Consider the following 18,951-nt stretch of genomic DNA (forward strand, 5'->3'; position numbering starts at 1 on the left):
GACGCGGCGCCCTGCCCGAGCGGCGGTGCTCGAACGGATGTGTCCGAGAACACAATAATTGCACTTGAGGCAAAAATGCACTGAGTGCAACAATAGTGTCATGACTTCCAGCTCAGAGAGCGAGACCCCGGCTCCGACAGAGGGTCTGCGCGAGCGCAAGAAACGCGAACGCGGTCAGGCCCTGCGCCGCGCCGCGATCGATCTGGCCCTGGAGAAGGGGTATCACAACGTCACCGTCGAAGACATCTGCGAACGCTGCGGTGTCTCGCGGCGCACCTTCTTCAACTACTACTCGTCGAAGGAAGAGGCCCTCCTCGGGCGTGCCGACACCGTGTTCGACGAAGAGGACCAGCCGGCCATCGAGGAATTCGAAGCAGGCGGACCCCACGGCAGTCTCATCGCCGATCTCGAACACCTGCTGAGCTTCATCGTGGCCACGCGGATGAACAAGCGCGAGGAGATGCACCAGTACCACCTCATGCTCAAGCAGGACTCCTCCCTGCTGCAGCTGCAGATGGCGCGGATGGGCAACAACGAACGCCTCTTCCGGCAGATCATCCAACGCCGCCTCGACGGCCGACCACGGACCGCCTCGGCGCCTGTCGCACCCTTCGACGGGACGACGGCCTCCTGTCCGACCGAGCAGGAGGAGCCGGTGTCGGTGCGTGCCGAGGCCGTCGCCGCGTTGGCGATGATGGCGCTCAAGGCGACATTCACCCGGCTGCGCAGGCTCGAGGGGGATCCGAACCCGATCATCGAAGAGCTCTTCGATGAACTGCGCGCGATCTTCAAGGAGGAACCAGCATGAGTGCTGCATCACAGGCGGCCGAGAAGGCCCCGCTCGTCCTGACGAAGCGGACGATCATCCTCATCTTCTCGGCGCTCATGGCCGCGATGTTCCTCGCGACCCTCGACCAGACGATCGTGTCCACGGCGATGCCGACGATCGTCGGCGAACTCGACGGCGTCGAGCATCAGGCCTGGCTGGTCACGATCTATCTGCTGGCGATGACGATCGTCATGCCCCTCTACGGCAAGTTCGGCGATATGTGGGGCCGGAAGATCATCTTCCTCGTGGCCATCGCGATCTTCGTCGTCGGCTCGTTCGGCTCGGGCATGGCGCAGAACTTCTGGGAACTCATCGCCTGGCGCGGCTTCCAGGGACTCGGCGGCGGCGGACTGATGATCCTGTCCCAGGCGATCATCGCCGACATCATCCCCGCCAGCGAACGCGGAAAGTATATGGGTCCGCTCGGTGGGCTGTTCGCGATCTCGAGTGTTCTCGGACCGGTCCTCGGCGGTTTCTTCACCCAGCACATGGACTGGCGCTGGTGCTTCTGGATCAACGTGCCGATCGGCATCGTCGCCTTCCTCATCGCCCTCTTCGCGCTCAAGCTCCCGAGCCATCGATCGGATCAGAAGGTCGACGTCCTCGGAATCGTCCTCATGGTCGCCACGACCTCTCAGCTCATCCTCGTCACCAGCTGGGGCGGTCACGACTACGACTGGGATTCCCCGACGATCATCGGCCTCATCATCGGCACCATCGTCGCCGGAGCCCTCTTCGTCCTCGTCGAGTCCAAGGTGTCGAACCCGATCATCCCGATCCACCTGTTCCGCAATCCGACGTTCGTCCTCTCGACGACCATCGGCCTGCTGTTGGGGCTGGGAATGTTCTCCGCGATGGCGTTCCTGCCGACCTTCCTGCAGATGGCCGCGGGCACCGATGTCACCGGATCCGGGCTGCTCATGCTGCCGATGATGGCCGGCGTCATGCTCACCTCGATCGTCTCGGGCATCATCGTGTCGAAGACGGGCAAGTACAAGATCTACCCGCTCGCCGGCACTCTCATCGCCGGTGCGGCGCTGGCGTGGATGACGACGATGACGGCGGACACGTCGATGGTGCTCATCGGCAGCATGATCTTCACGATGGGCTTCGGTCTGGGCCTGGTCATGCAGATCATCGTCCTCGTCATCCAGAACTCCGTGGATCCGAAGCTGGTCGGCACGGCCACTTCGACGAACAACTACTTCCGAGAGATCGGAGCCTCGGTCGGCACCGCCCTGTTCGGGTCGATCTTCACCACCCGCCTGTCGGACAAGATCGCCGAGGCGATGCAGGGTCTGCCGGCGGATGCGGCCAATGCGGCCGCCGGGGCTCCATCGACCGATTCCCTCACGCCCGAATCCGTGGCCGATCTGCCCGGCCCGATCCACGACCTCGTGGTCGGAGCGTATGCCGATGCGCTGGCACCGTCGTTCTGGTACATGGTCCCGGTCTTCCTCGTGGCCTTCGTGCTCGCGTGGTTCCTCCCGCAGCTCAGACTCTCCGACGTCGCCGGAATGGTTGCCCGCGGGGAGGCCGTCTACGGAGAGGACATGGGCGGGCACGCCGGTGCGGGCACCGCACAGAACGAGGGCCGTGTCGCCACGATCTCCGTGTCCGACGGAGCCCGGACGGGCCCTGGCGTCGATGCGGGAGAGATCCACCGCGTCGACGGCGTTCGGCCGGAGGCGACCGGCGATGGGGTGCGGTCAGGAGCAGACGGCGGCCGCGGTCTCGTCGCGACAGACCACCCCGCGGCAGACGAGGCGGATCGTCCGTGGCTCGACCCGACCAAAGAGCAGTACCGGCTGAAGTGATCGGTCTCAGCGATCGGCCTCCGGGACGCAGACCGAGCAGGGGCCGGCGGAAGAGGAATCCTCTTCCGCCGGCCCCTCTGCGTCGGTTCGCGGCTGTGGTTGCTTCAGCGGCCCAGGTGCTGGTCCCAGGTCTGCGGGAGGCGCTTGCGCACATTGCGGCGCGGGGCCCGGAAACCGGCCCGATCACCCTTGCGGATCTCGGACTCGGCTTCCGCACTGGCCTGCTGGGCCGCATAGGCGATCGCCACCTGACGGATCGCGACGACCGCGGCCACGGCCGCGGCACTGGCCATCTCGTCACTGATCGGTTCGCCGTCATCGGCACGCACCTGTGACCGTCCCTCCACCGAGGGCGCCCGCAGCGTCTCGGCCGAGGTCGGGGCCGCCTCGGTGGCGGAATCCTCACCGGGGGCAGTCACCTCGACGTCGACATCGCTGGGCAGGTTCGCCTCGGCATCGGTCTGCAGATCATCGCTCATAGGGGGATGTTACCGTGCTTGCGAGCAGGAGCGTCGACGTGCTTGTTCTTCAGTGCACGCAGGGAGCGGACGATCCGGCTGCGCGTCTCGCTGGGCCTGATGACGGCGTCGATGTAGCCTTCCTCAGCGGCGAGGTACGGGTTGAGCAGGGCATCCTCGTAATCCTGGATGAGTTCGGCACGTGCCGCCTCGACGTCCTCACCGGCCTCTTCAACGGCCTTGAGCTTGCGTCGGTAGACGATGTTCGCCGCACCCTGAGCACCCATGACCGCGATCTGAGCGCTCGGCCAGGCGAGGTTGATATCGGCACCGAGCTGCTTCGATCCCATCACACAGTACGCGCCGCCGTAGGCCTTGCGGGTGATGAGGGTGACGAGCGGAACAGTGGCCTCACCGTAGGCATAGATGAGCTTCGCCCCGCGGCGGATGATGCCGCCGAACTCCTGATCGGTGCCCGGCAGGAATCCCGGCACGTCGACGAAGGTGAGGATCGGCAGGTTGAAGGCATCGCAGAGGCGCACAAAGCGGGCGGCCTTCTCCGAGGCATCGATGTCGAGGGTGCCGGCCAGCTGCATGGGCTGGTTGGCGATGACGCCGACGCTGACTCCCTCGACACGTCCGAAGCCGGTGACGACGTTCGGGGCGAAGAGCTCCGAGACCTGCAGGAAATCGCCGTCGTCGAGGATCGTGGTGACGACATCGAGGATGTCGTAGGGCTGCGAGGGCGAATCCGGCATGAGCTTATCCAGCGCCTCGTCCTCGGGAGTCAGCGACAGATCGGACTCGAACTCGTCGGCATCCGCCGGATCGAGGTTGTTCTGCGGCAGGAACGAGAGCAGATCGCGCACATAGTTGAGCGCATCATCCTCATCGGCGGCGAGGTAGTGAGCATTTCCGGACACGGTGTTGTTCGTCCGTCCGCCGCCGAGGTCCTCATGGCCGACCGACTCACCGGTGACGGTCTTGATGACGTCGGGACCGGTGATGTACATGTGGCTGATCTGATCGACCATGATCGTGACATCGGTCAGTGCGGGGGAGTAGACGGCGCCGCCGGCAGAGGGTCCCATGATCAGCGAGATCTGCGGGATCACGCCGGAGGAGGCGACGTTGAGGCGGAAGATCTCGGCGAAGAGCGCGATCGACCCGACGCCTTCCTGGATCCGTGCGCCGCCGGAGTCGTTGATGCCGATGATCGGGCAGCCGAGCTTGAGCGCGAGCTTCTGCACCTTGACGATCTTGCGTCCGTTCGCCTCGGCGAGGGACCCGCCGAGGACAGTGAAGTCGTGGGCGAAGACCGCGACGGTCTTGCCTTCGATCGTGCCCAGACCGCAGACGACTCCGTCACCGTCGGGGCGGTTGTCCTGCATCCCGAACTGGTGGTTGTGGTGGCGGGCGAATTCGTCGATCTCCTGGAAGGAGTCGGCGTCGAGGAGAGCTGCGATGCGTTCACGGGCGGTCTGCTTGCCGCGCTTGTGCTGATTGTCCACCGAGCGCTGGTTGCCGGTGTGGGCCGCTTCTCGGCGCTGGGTGAAAGCGTCGATGCGCTCGGCTGTGGTCCGTGGAGTATCCGTCATGTCTCCACAATAACGATGACGTGAGACTTCATTGTGCACTCTCACCAAAAGAATCTAGAGTGGACTGGTGAACAGCCAACACACTTCTCTCCTCGTCGACGTCGACGCAGTGCACCGCACCGTTGCGGATCGTGGTCTCTCGCTCCCTCCTCTGATCTGGGACGATGCCTGCACATCGACGAATGACGAACTCGCGCGGGTGGTCCGGGAACGCGCGGACAGCGGTGCGGCCATGGCCGAATTCACCATCCGCGGCACAGATTTTCAGAACGCCGGACACGGCCGTCTGGGCCGGACTTGGACGGTGCCCGCCCGACGGTCCCTGACGTGGTCGATTCTGCTCACACCCCCGGCGGGGTTCTCCCAGTGGGGATGGATCCCGCTCATCGCCGGTGAGGCCGTGCACACCGCCGTCGCCGAGGCGGGGGTGCCCGCCGCGATCAAATGGCCCAACGATGTGCTCACCGCCGACGGGAAGAAGCTGTGCGGAATCCTCGCTCGTGTCGAACCCCTGGCCAGCGGCCCGCAGATCGTGTTGGGAATGGGCCTGAACACCCGGTTGGAGCCTGCGGATCTGCCGCGGACGGACGCGAGCTCTCTGGCGATCGAAACCGGCGTCGATGGTTCAGAAATTGATCATGAAGCGTTGCTAGTCTCGATTCTGAGCACATTGATCCCCTGCTACAGAGAGCTGGTCGACTATGGAGATGAGGATTTCCGCGACAGCCGCACAGCGCGGAGAGTGCGTGATCATATGGTGACGCTCGGGTCGAAGGTCCGAGTGGAGAAGCCCGACGGTTCGGACATCGTCGGCATCGCCACGGGGCTGGACTCCGGAGCCGACCTGATCATCGACGATCGTGTGTCGCTGAGCGCCGGAGACGTCCACCATCTGCGTCCCGCCGCATCCCCGACAGCTCCGGAGAGGAACGATCGCTGATGGCGGTTTCGGACTTCACCGCCGGATTCGACATCGTCGATCCGCAGATGTCGGGCACCCCCGAGGCGGCAGACGCCGAAGACGGCTCCACAGACGGGCAGACGCCCGACGACGAAACACCGAGGGACAGCGAAACACCGTCGGGCGCTGTTTCTCAGTCAGATGCCGAGCCTCGGTCCGGCACCGAGGCGGCCGACCGTTCCGCGGGGGCCTTCACCGGTGATGATGCCGAGTCGAGTGCGGACGATCTGTTCGGCGATGCCGAAACCGACGAAGAACCGGTGGCCGGCCTGACCGGATCCGCTCCTCAGGCCGGGGAAACCGGCGGCGAGCTCGCCGACGAGGTGACGGCCGATCCGGACGCAGCCGCTGCGGACGCCGACTCCGCCGATGCGGAACCGGGCGTCGGCGTCGATGAGGACTTCTTCAGCGGACTGCGTGAGGACCCGCGCACCACGGCGCTGCCGATCATCGACGAGGACGACGTCGACGACGCCCTTGACGACGATGGGCCCGACTTCGACGACACGATCTATGAGACACGGACCGCGGCCGAACGCCTCGAGGAGATCCTGCTCGACGGCAAACGCGTCCTCGACCGGCGTGAGGCCGCCAAGCTCGGCGGAATCTCCACGGTCTCGGCCCGGAAGATGTGGCGCGCGCTCGGCATGTCCCAGGCGAAGCCGACGGACAAGGCCTACACCGTCAGCGATGCCCACGCCCTGCGGATCTGGGCCAAACCCGTCGCCGACGGCCTCATCGACCAGACCACCGCGCTGTCCCTGGCCCGGGCGATCGGCCAGACGACGGACCGCCTCGTCGTCTGGCAGATGGAGACCCTCGTCGAGTTCCTCACCGAGGAGAAGGGGCTGACCGATCCGGAAGCCCGGCGGGATGCCCTGGCCGTCGTCGAAGAGATGATCGACCCGCTGCAGAAGATGCTCACCTACTCCTGGCGGCGCAACCTCGCCGACGTCATGGGCCGTCTCAACGTCAACGTCTCCGACGGATTGGCCATGGACAACCGGCAGGGCTGGTACGACTCCTCGATGCCGCTGGCCCGTGCCGTCGGGTTCATCGATCTCGTCTCCTTCACCCGTCTGTCACAGAAGATGGAGCCGCGGCAGCTGGCGGACATGGTCCAGGAGTTCCAGGGCATGGCCTACAACATCGTCGCCACCGGCGGCGGACGAGTCATCAAGACCGTCGGCGATGAGGTGTTCTTCGCCGCCTCGACACCGCTGGCCGGAGCCGAGATCGCGATGACGCTGATGGAGCGCGTCACCGCCGCCGAGGACCTGCCCCAGGCCCGCGTCGGCTTCGTCTGGGGCCGGGTGCTCTCCCGCCTCGGCGATATCTTCGGCTCCAGCGTCAACCTCGCGGCACGTCTGACGGCCGTGGCCGATCCCGGAACGATCTTCACCGACGAGGAGACCGCGCGAGTGCTCTCGGCCTCGGACGACTACGTCTTCGAACCTCGCGATTCGATTTCGCTGCACGGACTCGGTGAGACCTCCATCGGTGAGATGAAACGCGGCACCGCGGCTCAGATGCGCCTCGACCTCGACGACGAACCCGAGACCTGAGACCAGCGACCGACGGCTGAGCCCAGCACCGAGGTGCTGGGCTCAGCCGTCGAACTCGACATCAGAGTCAGAGTCAGAGTCAGACTCAGAAATCAGAACAGAGCCGAGTCGTCGTCGTCATCGTCATCGTGGGAGACGATCACGGCACCTTCGGTGTCGAACTTCGACCGCGCGATCTCATCCTTGGCCTCCTCGAGGTCGAGCTCGAGCTCATCGAAGCTCGTCGCCAGACCCTGCTGACCCTGCTGTCCCCTGCCCGCGGACCGCTTGCCGCCGGACTTCGCCGTCTTCGCATCGGACGCGGGCCCCGCGGTCGCCTCGGCGCCGGTTGAGGCAGCATCGTCGGCCGTCCGGGTATGGTCGACGGATTCGGCGCCGCCGAGGCGGGGCAGGGTGCCGATGACATCGATCTTCGACTCCAGCGGCGACCCCGTCCCGTCGCGGCGGGACAGTTCGGCCGGCAGCGAGCGGGCACCGCCGGCAGAGGCGGCAGCCTGCGGAGAGTCGCCGACCCAGGCCAACGACAGTTCGGTCTCGCCCTTGAGGAACTTGTGGGCACGCACGCCCGAGGTGGCCCGCCCCTTGGTCGGGAACTCGGAGAATTCGCTGACCTTGATCGACGACGACGGGGCGCCGTAGAAGTTCTCACCGCTGGCGACGGTGACAACAGCGAAGCTGCCGAGCTCGGCATCCGCGGCACCGTCCTCGTCGGTCTTCGCCGCCTTCGGGGTCATTCCGAAGAAGATCACCTTCGCGTCGGCAGCCACCTTGATTCCGGCCACACCGGAGGCGTTCCAGCCCTGCGCACGCAGACCGGAGGCGTCGAAGGCGAGCAGCTGGGCGTTCGAGGTCACGAACACGGAGAGGGAATCGTCGATGTCCTCGGGCTGGGCGACCCCGACGACGGAGTCCTTGCCCTTGAGAGTGATGGCTTCCCATTCGTTCTTGTTCGGACGACCGGCCACCGACACCCGTTTGACGACGCCTTCGGCGGTGCCGAGGACGAACTCGCGGTCGAGGTCGACCAGACCGATGATCTTCTCGTTCTTCTCCAGGGCCGCATATTCGGCGATCTTCACCCCACCGGCGACATTGGGCCGTGTCGCTGCCGGGGGCAGGGCCGGCAGGTCGACGACATCGACCATGTGCAGGCGACCGGTGGTGGTGATGGCGCCGACCTTGCCCTGAGTCGTGGTGACGACCTCCGAGACCAGCGCATCATGGCTGGAGCGTCGGCCCTCGCGTGCCAGGGGAGCGGCGTCCGAGGTGCGTGCGATGCGTCCGGAGGTCGACAGCAGCACCCGACAGGGGGAATCGGCGATCTTGAGGTTCGCCGGAGCCTTCTTGCCCTTGGCCGTCAGCTCCTTCATCGACCCTTCGATGAGGACCGTGCGCCGCGGTGTGCCGATGATCTCGGCGGTGGCCTCGAGCTCGGCGGCGACGAGCTCACGCAGCTTCGCCTCATCGGCCAGCAGCGATTCGAGGTACTCGATCGTCTTCTTCAGCTCGTCACGTTCGGCCTCGAGTTCGAGACGGGAGAACTTCGTGAGCCGACGCAGCTGCAGATCGAGGATGTACGTCGCCTGCAGCTCGGAGAGCTCGAAGACGTCCATGAGGCGGGTACGCGCCGTGGCCGCATCATCCGAGGAGCGGATGAGCTGGATGACCTCATCGATGTCGAGGATCGCAATGAGCAGACCTTCGACGAGGTGGAGCCGGTCCTTGGCCTTGCGCAGCTGGAAGACCGTGCGCCTGCGCACCACGTCGATGCGGTGGGACAGGTAGACGGTGAGGAGCTCGCGCAGTCCCAGGGTCCGCGGCTGCCCGTCGACGAGGCAGACATTGTTGATGCTGAACGATTCCTCGAGCGGTGTCTGGCGGTAGAGCTCGGCGAGGACGGCCTCGGGATTGAAGCCGTTCTTGATTCCGATGACCAGACGCATGCCGTTCTTGCGATCCGAGTAGTCGTCGATCGAGGCGATTCCCGTGAGCTTCTTCGCCCCGACGGCGTCCTTGACCTTCGACACGACCTTCTCCGGTCCCACGAGGTAGGGCAGTTCGGTGACGACGATGCCCTTGCGGCGGGCACTGATGTTCTCGAAGGACACGGTGGCCCGGGTGCGGAACGTGCCGCGACCGGTCTCATAGGCCTCACGCACACCGTCGAGGCCGATGATCCGCCCGCCGGTGGGCAGATCCGGGCCGGGGATGTAGCGCATGAGCTCCGAGAGCCCGGCTTCCGGGCTGCGGATGAGGTGGGCGCAGGCGGCGATGACTTCGCCGGGATTGTGCGGGGCCATGTTCGTGGCCATTCCGACTGCGATGCCCGAGGTGCCGTTGATGAGCAGGTTCGGGAAGGCGCTGGGCAGGACCTCGGGCTGGGTGAGCGTGTTGTCGTAGTTCGGCACGAAGTCGACGACGTCTTCGTCGAGACCCGCGATCATCTGCATAGACGCCGTGGTCAGGCGCGCCTCTGTGTAGCGAGGGGCCGCAGGCCCGTCATCGAGGGAGCCGAAGTTGCCGTGGCCGTCGACGAGCGGCACACGCATGATGAAACCCTGGCTGAGGCGGACGAGGGCGTCGTAGATCGCGGTGTCGCCGTGCGGGTGGAGCTTGCCCATGACGTCACCGACGATGCGAGAGGACTTCACATGACCGCGCTCAGGGCGCAGACCCATATCGCCCATCTGGTAGACGATGCGGCGCTGGACGGGCTTGAGACCGTCCCTGGCATCGGGCAGGGCGCGGGAGTGGATGACCGAGACCGCATATTCGAGGAACGAACTCTCCATCTCTGATGAGACGTCGACTTCGATGACTCTGCCTTCGGGCATGGAACTCCTTTGACGCACGAACTGTTCGATTCGAACACCCGCCCGCGCCGAAGCCTGACCTCAGCGGGGGAGGGCACCCGTCGATTCTAGCGTTCGATTTGCGAACTCCTGCTCAATCGGGCGTTCCCGGAGGGTCCGTGTCGGAGCTCAGGCGCTTTCGCGGCTGCCGCGCAGCCACTGGAAGAACTCCTTGAGGTAGGCCTCGACACGCGAACGATCCGCCGTGCCGGCGACGAGTTCGCTGAACATCATGCCGGCGACAGAGCTGTTGACCCGCTGCGCGTACTCCGCGTCGATGCCGGCGAAGCGCATGATGAAATCCTTGATCGCCCGGAGGTTCTTCTCCTTGGCGATCACGGCCTCGGGCGGCAGCGCCGGATCCAGGCTGAGCATCATCATCGTGTAGAACCGGTTGCGGTCGGTGGTCAGCCAGTTCATGCAGAAGTCGATGGCGACTTCGATGGGATCGGCGCCCGGAGCACGCATGAGCTCCGGCAGGCGCTCGAGCTGCTGGGAGTTCAATTCTCCGATGCGCTCCATGATTCCGGTGATCAGGGCATCGCGGGTGCGGTAGACATTCGAAGTCGACCCCACCGGCAGTTCGGCCAGCGCGTCGACTGCCCGGTGGGTGAGTCCGCGGACTCCTTGTTCGGCGACTACGGCGATCGCGGAGTCGGTGACGACGTCTCTGCGCGAAATCATGACTGTGAGGCCTCGCTCTCATGGGACACCCGCGGAGCGCGGACGCCTGGGACGGTGGATGGCCAGTGACTGGCCACAGACAGCGACCGCCGAAGCGGCCACTCACTAAAACACGAATTCATAACATTTCGTGGTGAACGGATACAGACACTACCCGGCAAGTCTGCGAATTGGTATAGGACGCGCCAATGTGGCGCTCGGTCGGTGAAATTCGAAGACAGCCTGCGGCGGGTGTGGATTCTCCTTTCAGCTCAGCGGGTCTCTTCGCGAATGGTCTCAGCTCAGCAGACGGCGGGTTCCGTCGATCCGAGTCGGGTCTGGCAGCAGGTCGACGTGGGCACTGAGCACATGCGACTCGGTCTCCGTGGCGACCATCGGATGGATGACGAGCTCGAGGATCTGCGGATGGTTCTCCACCAGCACTGCGAGCCTCTCCAGCACATTGCGCAGCGGTTCGATGTTCATCGGCGGCAGACCGCGATAGCCGAACAGTCTGGGCGAGGCCTTGATCGACCGGATCATGTCCCCGGCCTCCTTGTCGGTGATCGGGGCGACCCGATGAGCGACATCGCCGAGCAGCTCAGTGGTGTCTCCTGCCAGTGAGAACGCCAGCAGCGGACCGAGCAGCGGGTCCTCTCCGGCGCGGAGGACGCAGGGCACACCGTGCGGGGCCATGGCCTGGACGTCGACGAGCGGCTCCTCCTCACCGGCCAGCTGCCGGATGGTCTCCTGGACCGCGGTGAAGTCCTCGACCAGCTCCTCGGGAGTATCGATATTCAGTCTCACACCGCCGAGCTCCATCCGGTGCCGCAGAACCTTCGTTACGGCCTTGAGTGCGACGGGATAGCCGATCTTCTCGGCCGCAGCGATGCCTTCCTCCACCGAGGAGGCAGCAATATAGGGAAGCACCTCGATGCCGTAGGCGCTGAGCAGGTCCCGGGTGTCATCGCGTTCGAGCCGGACGGGCGCGCCCGGCTGCGCACCTTCCAGCGCGGAGTCGATGATCGCCCGCACCTGCCTGTCGTCGATATCGTCGAGTTCGGTGTAGCGACCATGATCGGCCGCCCTCCAGCGGGCGTAGTCCGTGGCCCGGGCCAGAGCCCATACGGCGTCTTCGGGACCGATGTAGCTGGGGACGGTGTGGGAGACCCGGTCGCCGTCCGCATCGGTCAGGAACGAGGTCAGCTCGTCTTGGACACCGTGGATGCCGAGGAAGCAGGCGACCGTGGTCTTTCCGGAGCGTGCCGCGGATTCGGACAGCAGTCCGGCGATCTCGGTCTCTTCCGCACCGGTCGAAGGAGTGAAGGTGACGATGACCGAATCGACGTCGTCACGTTCGTACATCGCATCGAGTTCGGTCCGGAAGGTCTCCGCATCGACCTCGGGATGCAGGGACACGGGGTCGGTGTCGACGCGCAGACCCTCGGAGCGTGCGCGCTGCATGATCAGGGTGCTCATCGCCGCGGAGTTGCCGATGACTCCGACTCGCCGGCCCGCGGGCAGCTTCTGCGTGGAGAACACCTGGGCGAGGTCGAAGAGCTGGTGGATCGTCTCCGCGCGGATCACTCCCGCCTGCTCGAGCACCTGGTCGAGGGTGTTCGGCGCCAGTGATGAGGTGCGCACGATGTGCCCCGGCGGCAGCTCCCGGCCCGTGAGGTCGGATTTGATGACGACGACGGGCTTGACGCGAGAGACGCGGCGGGCGATGCGCGAGAACTTGCGCGGATTGCCGATGGACTCGAGATAGAGGCCGACGGTCTGCGTGGCCGGATCCTCCTCCCAATACTGGAGGAGGTCGTTGCCGGAGAGGTCGGCTCGGTTGCCGGCGGAGACGAACGTGGAGACGCCCAGTCCGCGATTCTTCGCCGCTGCGAGCAGAGCGGTGCCCAGCGCCCCGGACTGGCTGAAGAGTCCGAGCGTTCCTGAAGCGGGCAGGAACGGGGCCAAGGAGGCGTTGAGCGAGATGTCGGCGGCCTCGTTGACCAGACCGAAGGAGTTCGGTCCGACCACGCGCATTCCGTAGGCGCGGGAGGTCGCGACCATGCGGCGCTGGAGTTCGGCGCCTTCGGGGCCGGTCTCGGCGAACCCGGAGGAGATGACGAGCACGGCCTTGACCCCGTGCACGGCACAGTCCTTGACCACCTCGGTGACGGACTCGGCCGGCACGGCGATGACGGCGAGGTCGGCTTTGCCCGGCAGCTCGTCGAGGCTCGGATACGCCTGGACTCCGGCGATCTGATCGGCTTCGGGGTGGACGACCCACAGGTCGCCGGCGAACTTCGCGGCCGTGATGTTGCGGATGAGCAGATGGCCGGTGGAGTTGCGTTTGCGGCTGGCGCCGATCACCGCCACCGAGGCGGGGTGGAGGACCGTGCGCACGCTCAGGGCCTCGGCCCTGTGCTCCCGAGAGGCCTGCACTTCGATCGACCGTGCCGTCGGATCGATGTCGAAGTTCACAGCCACGACGCCGTCGTCGAATCCGCGGGAGACCTCATAGCCGGCGGCCTGGAAGACCTGCAGCATCGAACGGTTCTGGGGCAGCACCTCGGCGGTGAAGCGCTGGATCCCTGATTCGCGTGCGGCCGCGGCCAAGTGTTCGAGGAGGATCGAGCCGATCCCGCGGCCCTGGTGGGCATCGGCGATGTTGAAGGCCACCTCGGCGTCGGTGTCGCTGATCCGGTCGAAGCGACCGACGCCGATGATGTCGTCGCCGATGAGCATGATCAGCGCCACCCGGTCCCGGTGGTCGACGTTGACGAAACGATCGAGGTCGCGCTGCGGCAGCCGGGGCAGCGGAGCGAAGAAGCGCAGATAGACGGACTCCGGCGACTGGGCTTCGTGCATGCGGGCCAGGGCGGCGGCATCGTCAGGGGTGATCGGACGCAGATGGGCGGTGCCGCCGTCGCGGAGGACGACATCGGCTTCCCACCCGGCAGGATAGTCTTCCATGGTTCCAGCATATGCGTCAGGCGCCCGGATATGGCCGACCTCGCTGGGAAGTGTCAGGGGAGTGGGGCACAATGGTGGGCATGGCATTACCCGAGGTTCTCGTTCACGATCTGCAGTCGGCCGGTTACTATCCCCAGCTCACTCAAGGCATACTCGCCGACTCGCTCTATGACGAACCGGTACTGGCTCACTTCGTCCACATCGACACTCATGTCGACATCGAATCCATCCACCGGCATGTCACCGCCTTCGTCCTCACCGAGACCCGGCTGCTGCTGGCGCATGTCGATGACGATCCGAATGCGGAGCCGGGATCCAAACCTCGGGCGGTCACGAGCAGCGAGGACATCGAGCTCGACCGCCTGGGCACCGTGATGGTCGGTCGCACGTTCGCCGATCCGGCCGCCTACAAACCCGGCGACAAGCCCGTCGAGGTCTCGCTGACGATGTCGTGGGGCGCGTCGAAGCGGATCGAGGCCTTCCCCGAGACCTGCGGAGACCCCAACTGCATGGGCGATCACGGCTACGGCGGGTCGATCTTCGCCGAGGATGTCATGCTCCGGGTCTCGGCCGAGGCCGAGGGGCAGGCCGCCGTCGATCGCATGGCCGACTTCGCCGGCAGACTGCGTGCCGCTGTCTTCCACGCTCGGCTGCGGTCGCGTCGCTGATGAGCGAGAACTCAACACAGCAGGGGCCGCAGTCTCACCCCGGCAGTGTGCTGTTGGGGCCTCCGAACTATACGGGCCCCATGCTCTCCGATGTCGTGCCCGCCGCAGCGCTGGGCCTCGGAGCCGGAGACGCACTCGATGCGCCGATGTCCGATCGGGCCCGTGTGCTCGGGCTCGACCGGGAGTCCCGGGCGACGATCGTCGTGCTCATCGACGGTCTGGGCGAGCAGCAGCTGCGCCGCTACAGCGGCTACACTCCTTTCTTCCGGTCACAGGCCGGGACGCGCCAGACCCTGTCCGCCGGGTTCCCTTCGACGACGGCGAACTCTCTGTCCTCTCTGGCCACGGGCCGTCTGCCCGGTGCGCACGGTGTCGTCGGCTACCGGGTCCTCGACCCGGAGAAGGACGCGGTATTCAACCAGCTGACGTGGAACCTCGACGTCGACCCGATCGCCTGGGTCCCCGACGCGACGCTCTTCGAACGGCTCACCGATGCCGAGGTCGATGTGGTCAGCCTCGGGGAGAGGAAATTCGCCGGTCGCGGGCTCAACCGGGCCTCGCTGCGCGGCGGCAGGTTCCGCGACTCGAAGACCCTGGAGGAGCGCTGCGCCCAGGCCCTGGCCGAAGTGAAGGCTCCCGGCCGTCGCCTCGTCTACCTCTACTGGGGCAACCTGGACAAGACCGGACACGTGCACGGTGCGGACTCCGCGGCCTGGACCGAGGAGCTCGAACGCGTCGATCTCGCCCTGTCCCGGCTCGCCTCCGATCTCCCGCACGATACGACCATGCTGATCACCGCCGACCACGGCATGGTCGACGTCGACCACGAACGCCGCCTCGACCTCGCCGAGGCCCCGGAACTCAAGGCCGGTCTGCGCCACGTCGGCGGGGAACCGCGAGCACTGCACCTCTACGCCGCTGACGGCGCCGAGGCGGACGTGCTCGCGGCCTGGCAGGAGACGATCGGCGACCGCGGACTCATCCTGCCGAAGTCCGAGGCGATCGCCCGCGGCTACTTCGGCCCCGTCGCCCCGCACGTCTATCCGCGGATCGGGGATTTCCTCGTCATCTGCACCGATGGCTTCGCCGTGGTCGATTCGGATGTGGAATCCGCCTCGGCGCTGGCGCTCATCGGCCACCACGGTTCCACCACGGAGCAGGAACTGCAGATCCCGCTCCTCCTCGTCTGACTGCCCGCGTTAGGATGGCACACGTGACTTTTCCTCGAATCGGTGTCATTGGCGGCGGTCAATTGGCACGCATGCTCGCCCCTGCCGCAGAAGCCCTCGGCGTCCGCTTCTCCGTTCTTGCGGAGACCGCCGACGCCCCCGCCACCCAGGTCATCAATGAGGTGACCGTCGGCGACTATACGGACTATCCGACCCTCAAGGCGTTCGCCGAGACGGTCGATGTCATCACCTTCGACCACGAACACGTCCCGCCGGAGCATCTGCTGGCACTCGTCGAGGCCGGACACGCCGTGCGCCCGGGACCCGATGCCCTCATCTTCGCGCAGGACAAGATCCGGATGCGCACGAAGATGGATGAGCTGGGGCTGCCGAACCCCGCATGGGCGGAGATCACCTCGGCAGCCGATGTCGAGGCCTTCGCCGCGCGCGTCGGCTACCCCTTCATCCTCAAGACGCCGCGCGGCGGCTATGACGGCAAGGGCGTGCGCGTCATCGACAGCCTCGCAGAGGCCGTCGAGTGGCTGAACGAGGTGCCGCAGCTGCTCGCCGAGGAGAAGGTCGACTTCACCCGGGAGCTCGCCGTCATGGTCGGGCGCTCCCCGATGGGACAGACCGCAGTGTGGCCGGTCGTCGAGACCTGGCAGCAGAACGGAGTGTGCAAGGAGGCGATCGCCCCGGCACCCGATCTGCCTGCCGAGAAGGCGCGGGCCATCACCGAGGCGATCCTCACCGTCGCCGGCACCCTCGAGGTCACCGGCGTGATGGCAATGGAGATGTTCGAAACACCTGAGGGCTTCCTCATCAACGAATTCGCGATGCGTCCGCATAATACGGGGCACTGGACTCAGGACGGGGCGGTGACGAGCCAGTTCGAGCAGCATCTGCGCGCCGTCCTCGATCTCCCCCTGGGCAGCCCAGCGGCGCGGGAGGACGTGTCCGTGATGGTCAACATCCTCGGTGCCGATCACGAGGACCTCTACCAGCCGTACCTGCACGTCATGGCCCACGACCCGGCCGTCAAGGTCCACCTCTACGGCAAGGGTGTGCGCCCGGGTCGGAAGGTCGGCCACGTCAATGCCTACGGCGAGGATCGGCAGCTCGTGATCGCCCGAGCACGGCACGCCGCGGACTTCATCGCCGGTGTCGATGTCGATCCGCATCCGCAGATGCCTGCTCCGGAGGACCTGCGGGCCGACGGGGATTCCGGCACCCACTGAGCCCCGGAACCATCTTGACCCCGGGACCCTCCGGGCTGGGGAACCATCCGGCCCGGGGACCATCCGCAACTCATCCGCACCGTCGGGACCGAACCGCCTGCAACGAAGGAAGCACAGATGACCACAGCGAACGAAGGCTCCACTCCGACCGAGGCTCCGGTCGGCATCGTCATGGGTTCGGACTCGGACTGGCCGACGATGAAGGCCGCCGCCGAAGCCCTCGCTGAGCTCGGCATCGAATCCAGCGCCGAGGTGGTCTCCGCCCACCGCATGCCCGAGGACATGATCGAGTGGGCGAAGACGGCGGCCGATCGCGGCATCCGCGTGATCATCGCCGGAGCCGGGGGAGCGGCCCACCTGCCCGGGATGATCGCCTCGATGACCTCGCTGCCGGTCATCGGCGTTCCCGTACCGCTGAAATACCTCGACGGAATGGACTCCCTCCTCTCCATCGTGCAGATGCCCGGCGGCGTCCCCGTGGCCACCGTCTCGATCGGCGGCGCCAAGAACGCCGGGCTGCTGGCGGCGCGCATCCTCGGGGTCGGTCAGGGCGCGGAAGCTGAGGCTCTGCGCTCCCGTCTCGACGACTACCGGGGCCAGCTGCGGCAGGTCGCCCTCGACAAAGGCCGGGCACTGCAGGAATAATAGCCCTTGCTGAACGTTTGATAAGTCTTAGGAGAATGATGTTCGACCTCTACCAGCCCAGCGAAGAGCACGAAGAGATCCGCGCCGCGGTTCGCAACGTCGTCGAGAAGAAGATCGCCCCGTTCGCCGCCGAGGTCGACGCGGACTCCCGCTACCCGCAGGAAGCGCATGACGCCCTCGTGGAGACGGACTTCTTCGCCGCGCACATTCCCGAAGAGTACGGGGGGATGGGAGCCGATGCGCTGGCAGTGTCGATCATCATCGAGGAAGTCGCACGCGGCTGCGTCTCGTCCTCGCTCATCCCGGCTGTGAACAAGCTCGGCAGCATGCCGGTCCAGCTCGGCGGCAGCGAAGAGATCAAGAAGAAGTACTTCCCGTCCGTGGCCGCCGGCGAAGCAGGATTCTCCTACGGTCTGTCGGAGCGCGAAGCCGGGTCCGACACCGCGTCGATGAAGACCCGCGCCGAACGCGATGGCGACGACTGGATCCTCAACGGGGTCAAGACCTGGATCACCAACGCTGGAGAGTCCGAGTACTACACGGTGATGGCCGTGACCGACCCCGACGGAGCGCGTGGACGCAATATCTCGGCCTTCGTCGTCGAGAAGTCGGACGAGGGATTCACCTTCGGCGAAAAGGAACGCAAGCTCGGCATCAAGGGCTCACCCACCCGCGAACTCCTCTTCGACAATGTGCGCCTGCCCGGAGACCGCATCGTCGGCGAGCCCGGAGAGGGTCTGAAGATCGCCTTGCGCACACTTGACCACACCCGAGTCACGATCGCCGCACAGGCCGTCGGCGTCGCCCAGGGCGCCCTGGACTACGCCGTGGCCTACGTCAAGGATCGCCAGCAGTTCGGCAGATCGATCGCCGATAATCAGGGGATCCAGTTCATGCTCGCCGATATGGGCATGAAGCTCGAGGCTGCTCGCCAGCTCACCTACACCGCCGCTGCCAAGAGCGAACGCGGCGACGACGACCTCACCTACTTCGGAGCCGCAGCGAAGGCATTCGCCTCCGATGCCGCGATGGAGATCACCACGGACGCCGTGCAGCTGCTCGGCGGAGCCGGCTACGTCGTCGACCACCCGGTCGAGCGGATGATGCGCGACGCGAAGATCACTCAGATCTACGAAGGCACCAACCAGATCCAGCGGATGGTGATGGGGCGCAAGCTCCTCGGCTGAACCGGGTTCGAGCCCTCTGCTGCAGGCGGCGTACGACGACGGCCGGGCCGTGTCGAACGGGCACTGGCGGTTCCCAGACGGGAGTCTGCAGTGCCCGTTCGTCTGCCTGTGAAGAATCGCACAGGCATAAGAATGCGACATGCGCGGCGCGGATGTGCCGGAATCGACGGTTCTCACGCGACACAATAGGTGAACACAGTGGACTCTGAACTGTCTTTGGCACAGTAGTCTGCGGTGGAGACCCGATGAGTCGAAGCGACCTGTGCGTGATCCCCGGCGGATGTCGACGTCAGCAGCAGTGTCCGTGAGCAGAGCCCGAAGCGAAGGGAAG

The 18,951-nt window shown here is 65.9% G+C and carries 14 protein-coding genes; 9 read left to right on the forward strand and 5 right to left on the reverse strand.

Going from position 1 to position 18,951, the window contains the following annotated elements; genetic code table 11:
- Positions 1-100: 100 nt before the first annotated feature.
- Positions 101-808: a TetR/AcrR family transcriptional regulator gene (locus FHG09_RS11600; protein WP_152347824.1), complete on the forward strand. Its 708-nt coding sequence runs from the start codon at positions 101-103 to the stop codon at positions 806-808.
- On the forward strand, positions 805-2,646 hold the full coding sequence (locus tag FHG09_RS11605) for an MDR family MFS transporter (RefSeq protein WP_152347825.1): 1,842 nt from the start codon (positions 805-807) through the stop codon (positions 2,644-2,646). The genes FHG09_RS11600 and FHG09_RS11605 overlap by 4 nt, the downstream gene beginning before the upstream one ends.
- A 104-nt stretch (positions 2,647-2,750) precedes the next feature.
- Here FHG09_RS11605 and FHG09_RS11610 read toward each other — a convergent pair whose 3' ends face one another.
- Together FHG09_RS11610 and FHG09_RS11615 are read right to left on the reverse strand one after the other, a co-directional pair.
- On the reverse strand, positions 2,751-3,125 hold the full coding sequence (locus FHG09_RS11610) for a hypothetical protein (RefSeq protein WP_152347826.1): 375 nt from the start codon (positions 3,123-3,125) through the stop codon (positions 2,751-2,753).
- Positions 3,122-4,702 (reverse strand): acyl-CoA carboxylase subunit beta, encoded by a 1,581-nt coding sequence (locus FHG09_RS11615; RefSeq protein WP_152347827.1) that lies wholly within the window; start codon positions 4,700-4,702, stop codon positions 3,122-3,124. The genes FHG09_RS11610 and FHG09_RS11615 overlap by 4 nt, the downstream gene beginning before the upstream one ends.
- Positions 4,703-4,769: 67 nt before the next feature.
- Here FHG09_RS11615 and FHG09_RS11620 point away from each other — a divergent pair, with 67 nt between their 5' ends.
- Together FHG09_RS11620 and FHG09_RS11625 are read left to right on the forward strand one after the other, a co-directional pair.
- Positions 4,770-5,642 (forward strand): biotin--[acetyl-CoA-carboxylase] ligase, encoded by an 873-nt coding sequence (locus tag FHG09_RS11620; RefSeq protein ID WP_152347828.1) that lies wholly within the window; start codon positions 4,770-4,772, stop codon positions 5,640-5,642.
- A complete protein-coding gene (locus tag FHG09_RS11625) occupies positions 5,642-7,228 on the forward strand; it encodes an adenylate/guanylate cyclase domain-containing protein (RefSeq protein WP_227492723.1) in 1,587 nt (528 codons plus the stop codon). The genes FHG09_RS11620 and FHG09_RS11625 overlap by 1 nt, the downstream gene beginning before the upstream one ends.
- Positions 7,229-7,320: 92 nt before the next feature.
- Here the strand turns inward: FHG09_RS11625 and FHG09_RS11630 are convergent, their stop codons facing one another.
- The 3 genes from FHG09_RS11630 to FHG09_RS11640 form a co-directional block, all read right to left on the reverse strand.
- A complete protein-coding gene (locus FHG09_RS11630) occupies positions 7,321-10,062 on the reverse strand; it encodes a DNA topoisomerase (ATP-hydrolyzing) subunit A (protein ID WP_152347829.1) in 2,742 nt (913 codons plus the stop codon).
- 147 nt (positions 10,063-10,209) lie between these two features.
- Positions 10,210-10,764, reverse strand: coding sequence for a TetR/AcrR family transcriptional regulator (locus FHG09_RS11635; RefSeq protein WP_152347830.1), 555 nt, complete (start codon positions 10,762-10,764; stop codon positions 10,210-10,212).
- 276 nt (positions 10,765-11,040) lie between these two features.
- Complete coding sequence (locus FHG09_RS11640) at positions 11,041-13,713, reverse strand: bifunctional GNAT family N-acetyltransferase/acetate--CoA ligase family protein (protein ID WP_152347831.1); 2,673 nt, start codon at positions 13,711-13,713, stop codon at positions 11,041-11,043.
- An 80-nt stretch (positions 13,714-13,793) separates the two neighbouring features.
- On the opposite strand from FHG09_RS11640, the gene FHG09_RS11645 reads away from it, so the two are divergent.
- The 5 genes from FHG09_RS11645 to FHG09_RS11665 all read left to right on the forward strand — a co-directional run bounded on the left by FHG09_RS11645 (position 13,794) and on the right by FHG09_RS11665 (position 18,620).
- Positions 13,794-14,381: a DUF5998 family protein gene (locus FHG09_RS11645; protein ID WP_152347832.1), complete on the forward strand. Its 588-nt coding sequence runs from the start codon at positions 13,794-13,796 to the stop codon at positions 14,379-14,381.
- Positions 14,382-14,461: 80 nt separating this feature from the next.
- Positions 14,462-15,571, forward strand: coding sequence for an alkaline phosphatase family protein (locus FHG09_RS11650; RefSeq protein ID WP_227492724.1), 1,110 nt, complete (start codon positions 14,462-14,464; stop codon positions 15,569-15,571).
- A gap of 14 nt (positions 15,572-15,585) precedes the next feature.
- Positions 15,586-16,788 (forward strand): 5-(carboxyamino)imidazole ribonucleotide synthase, encoded by a 1,203-nt coding sequence (locus FHG09_RS11655; protein ID WP_152347834.1) that lies wholly within the window; start codon positions 15,586-15,588, stop codon positions 16,786-16,788.
- Positions 16,789-16,905: 117 nt separating this feature from the next.
- Positions 16,906-17,433, forward strand: a complete 528-nt coding sequence (purE, locus tag FHG09_RS11660; RefSeq protein ID WP_152347835.1) for a 5-(carboxyamino)imidazole ribonucleotide mutase — start codon at positions 16,906-16,908, stop codon at positions 17,431-17,433.
- Positions 17,434-17,471: 38 nt separating this feature from the next.
- Positions 17,472-18,620, forward strand: coding sequence for an acyl-CoA dehydrogenase family protein (locus FHG09_RS11665; protein WP_152348040.1), 1,149 nt, complete (start codon positions 17,472-17,474; stop codon positions 18,618-18,620).
- Positions 18,621-18,951 lie beyond the last annotated feature (331 nt).

Origin of the sequence: Brevibacterium sp. CFH 10365, assembly GCF_009299785.1 — a bacterium.
Taxonomy (GTDB): Bacteria; Actinomycetota; Actinomycetes; order Actinomycetales; family Brevibacteriaceae; genus Brevibacterium; species Brevibacterium limosum.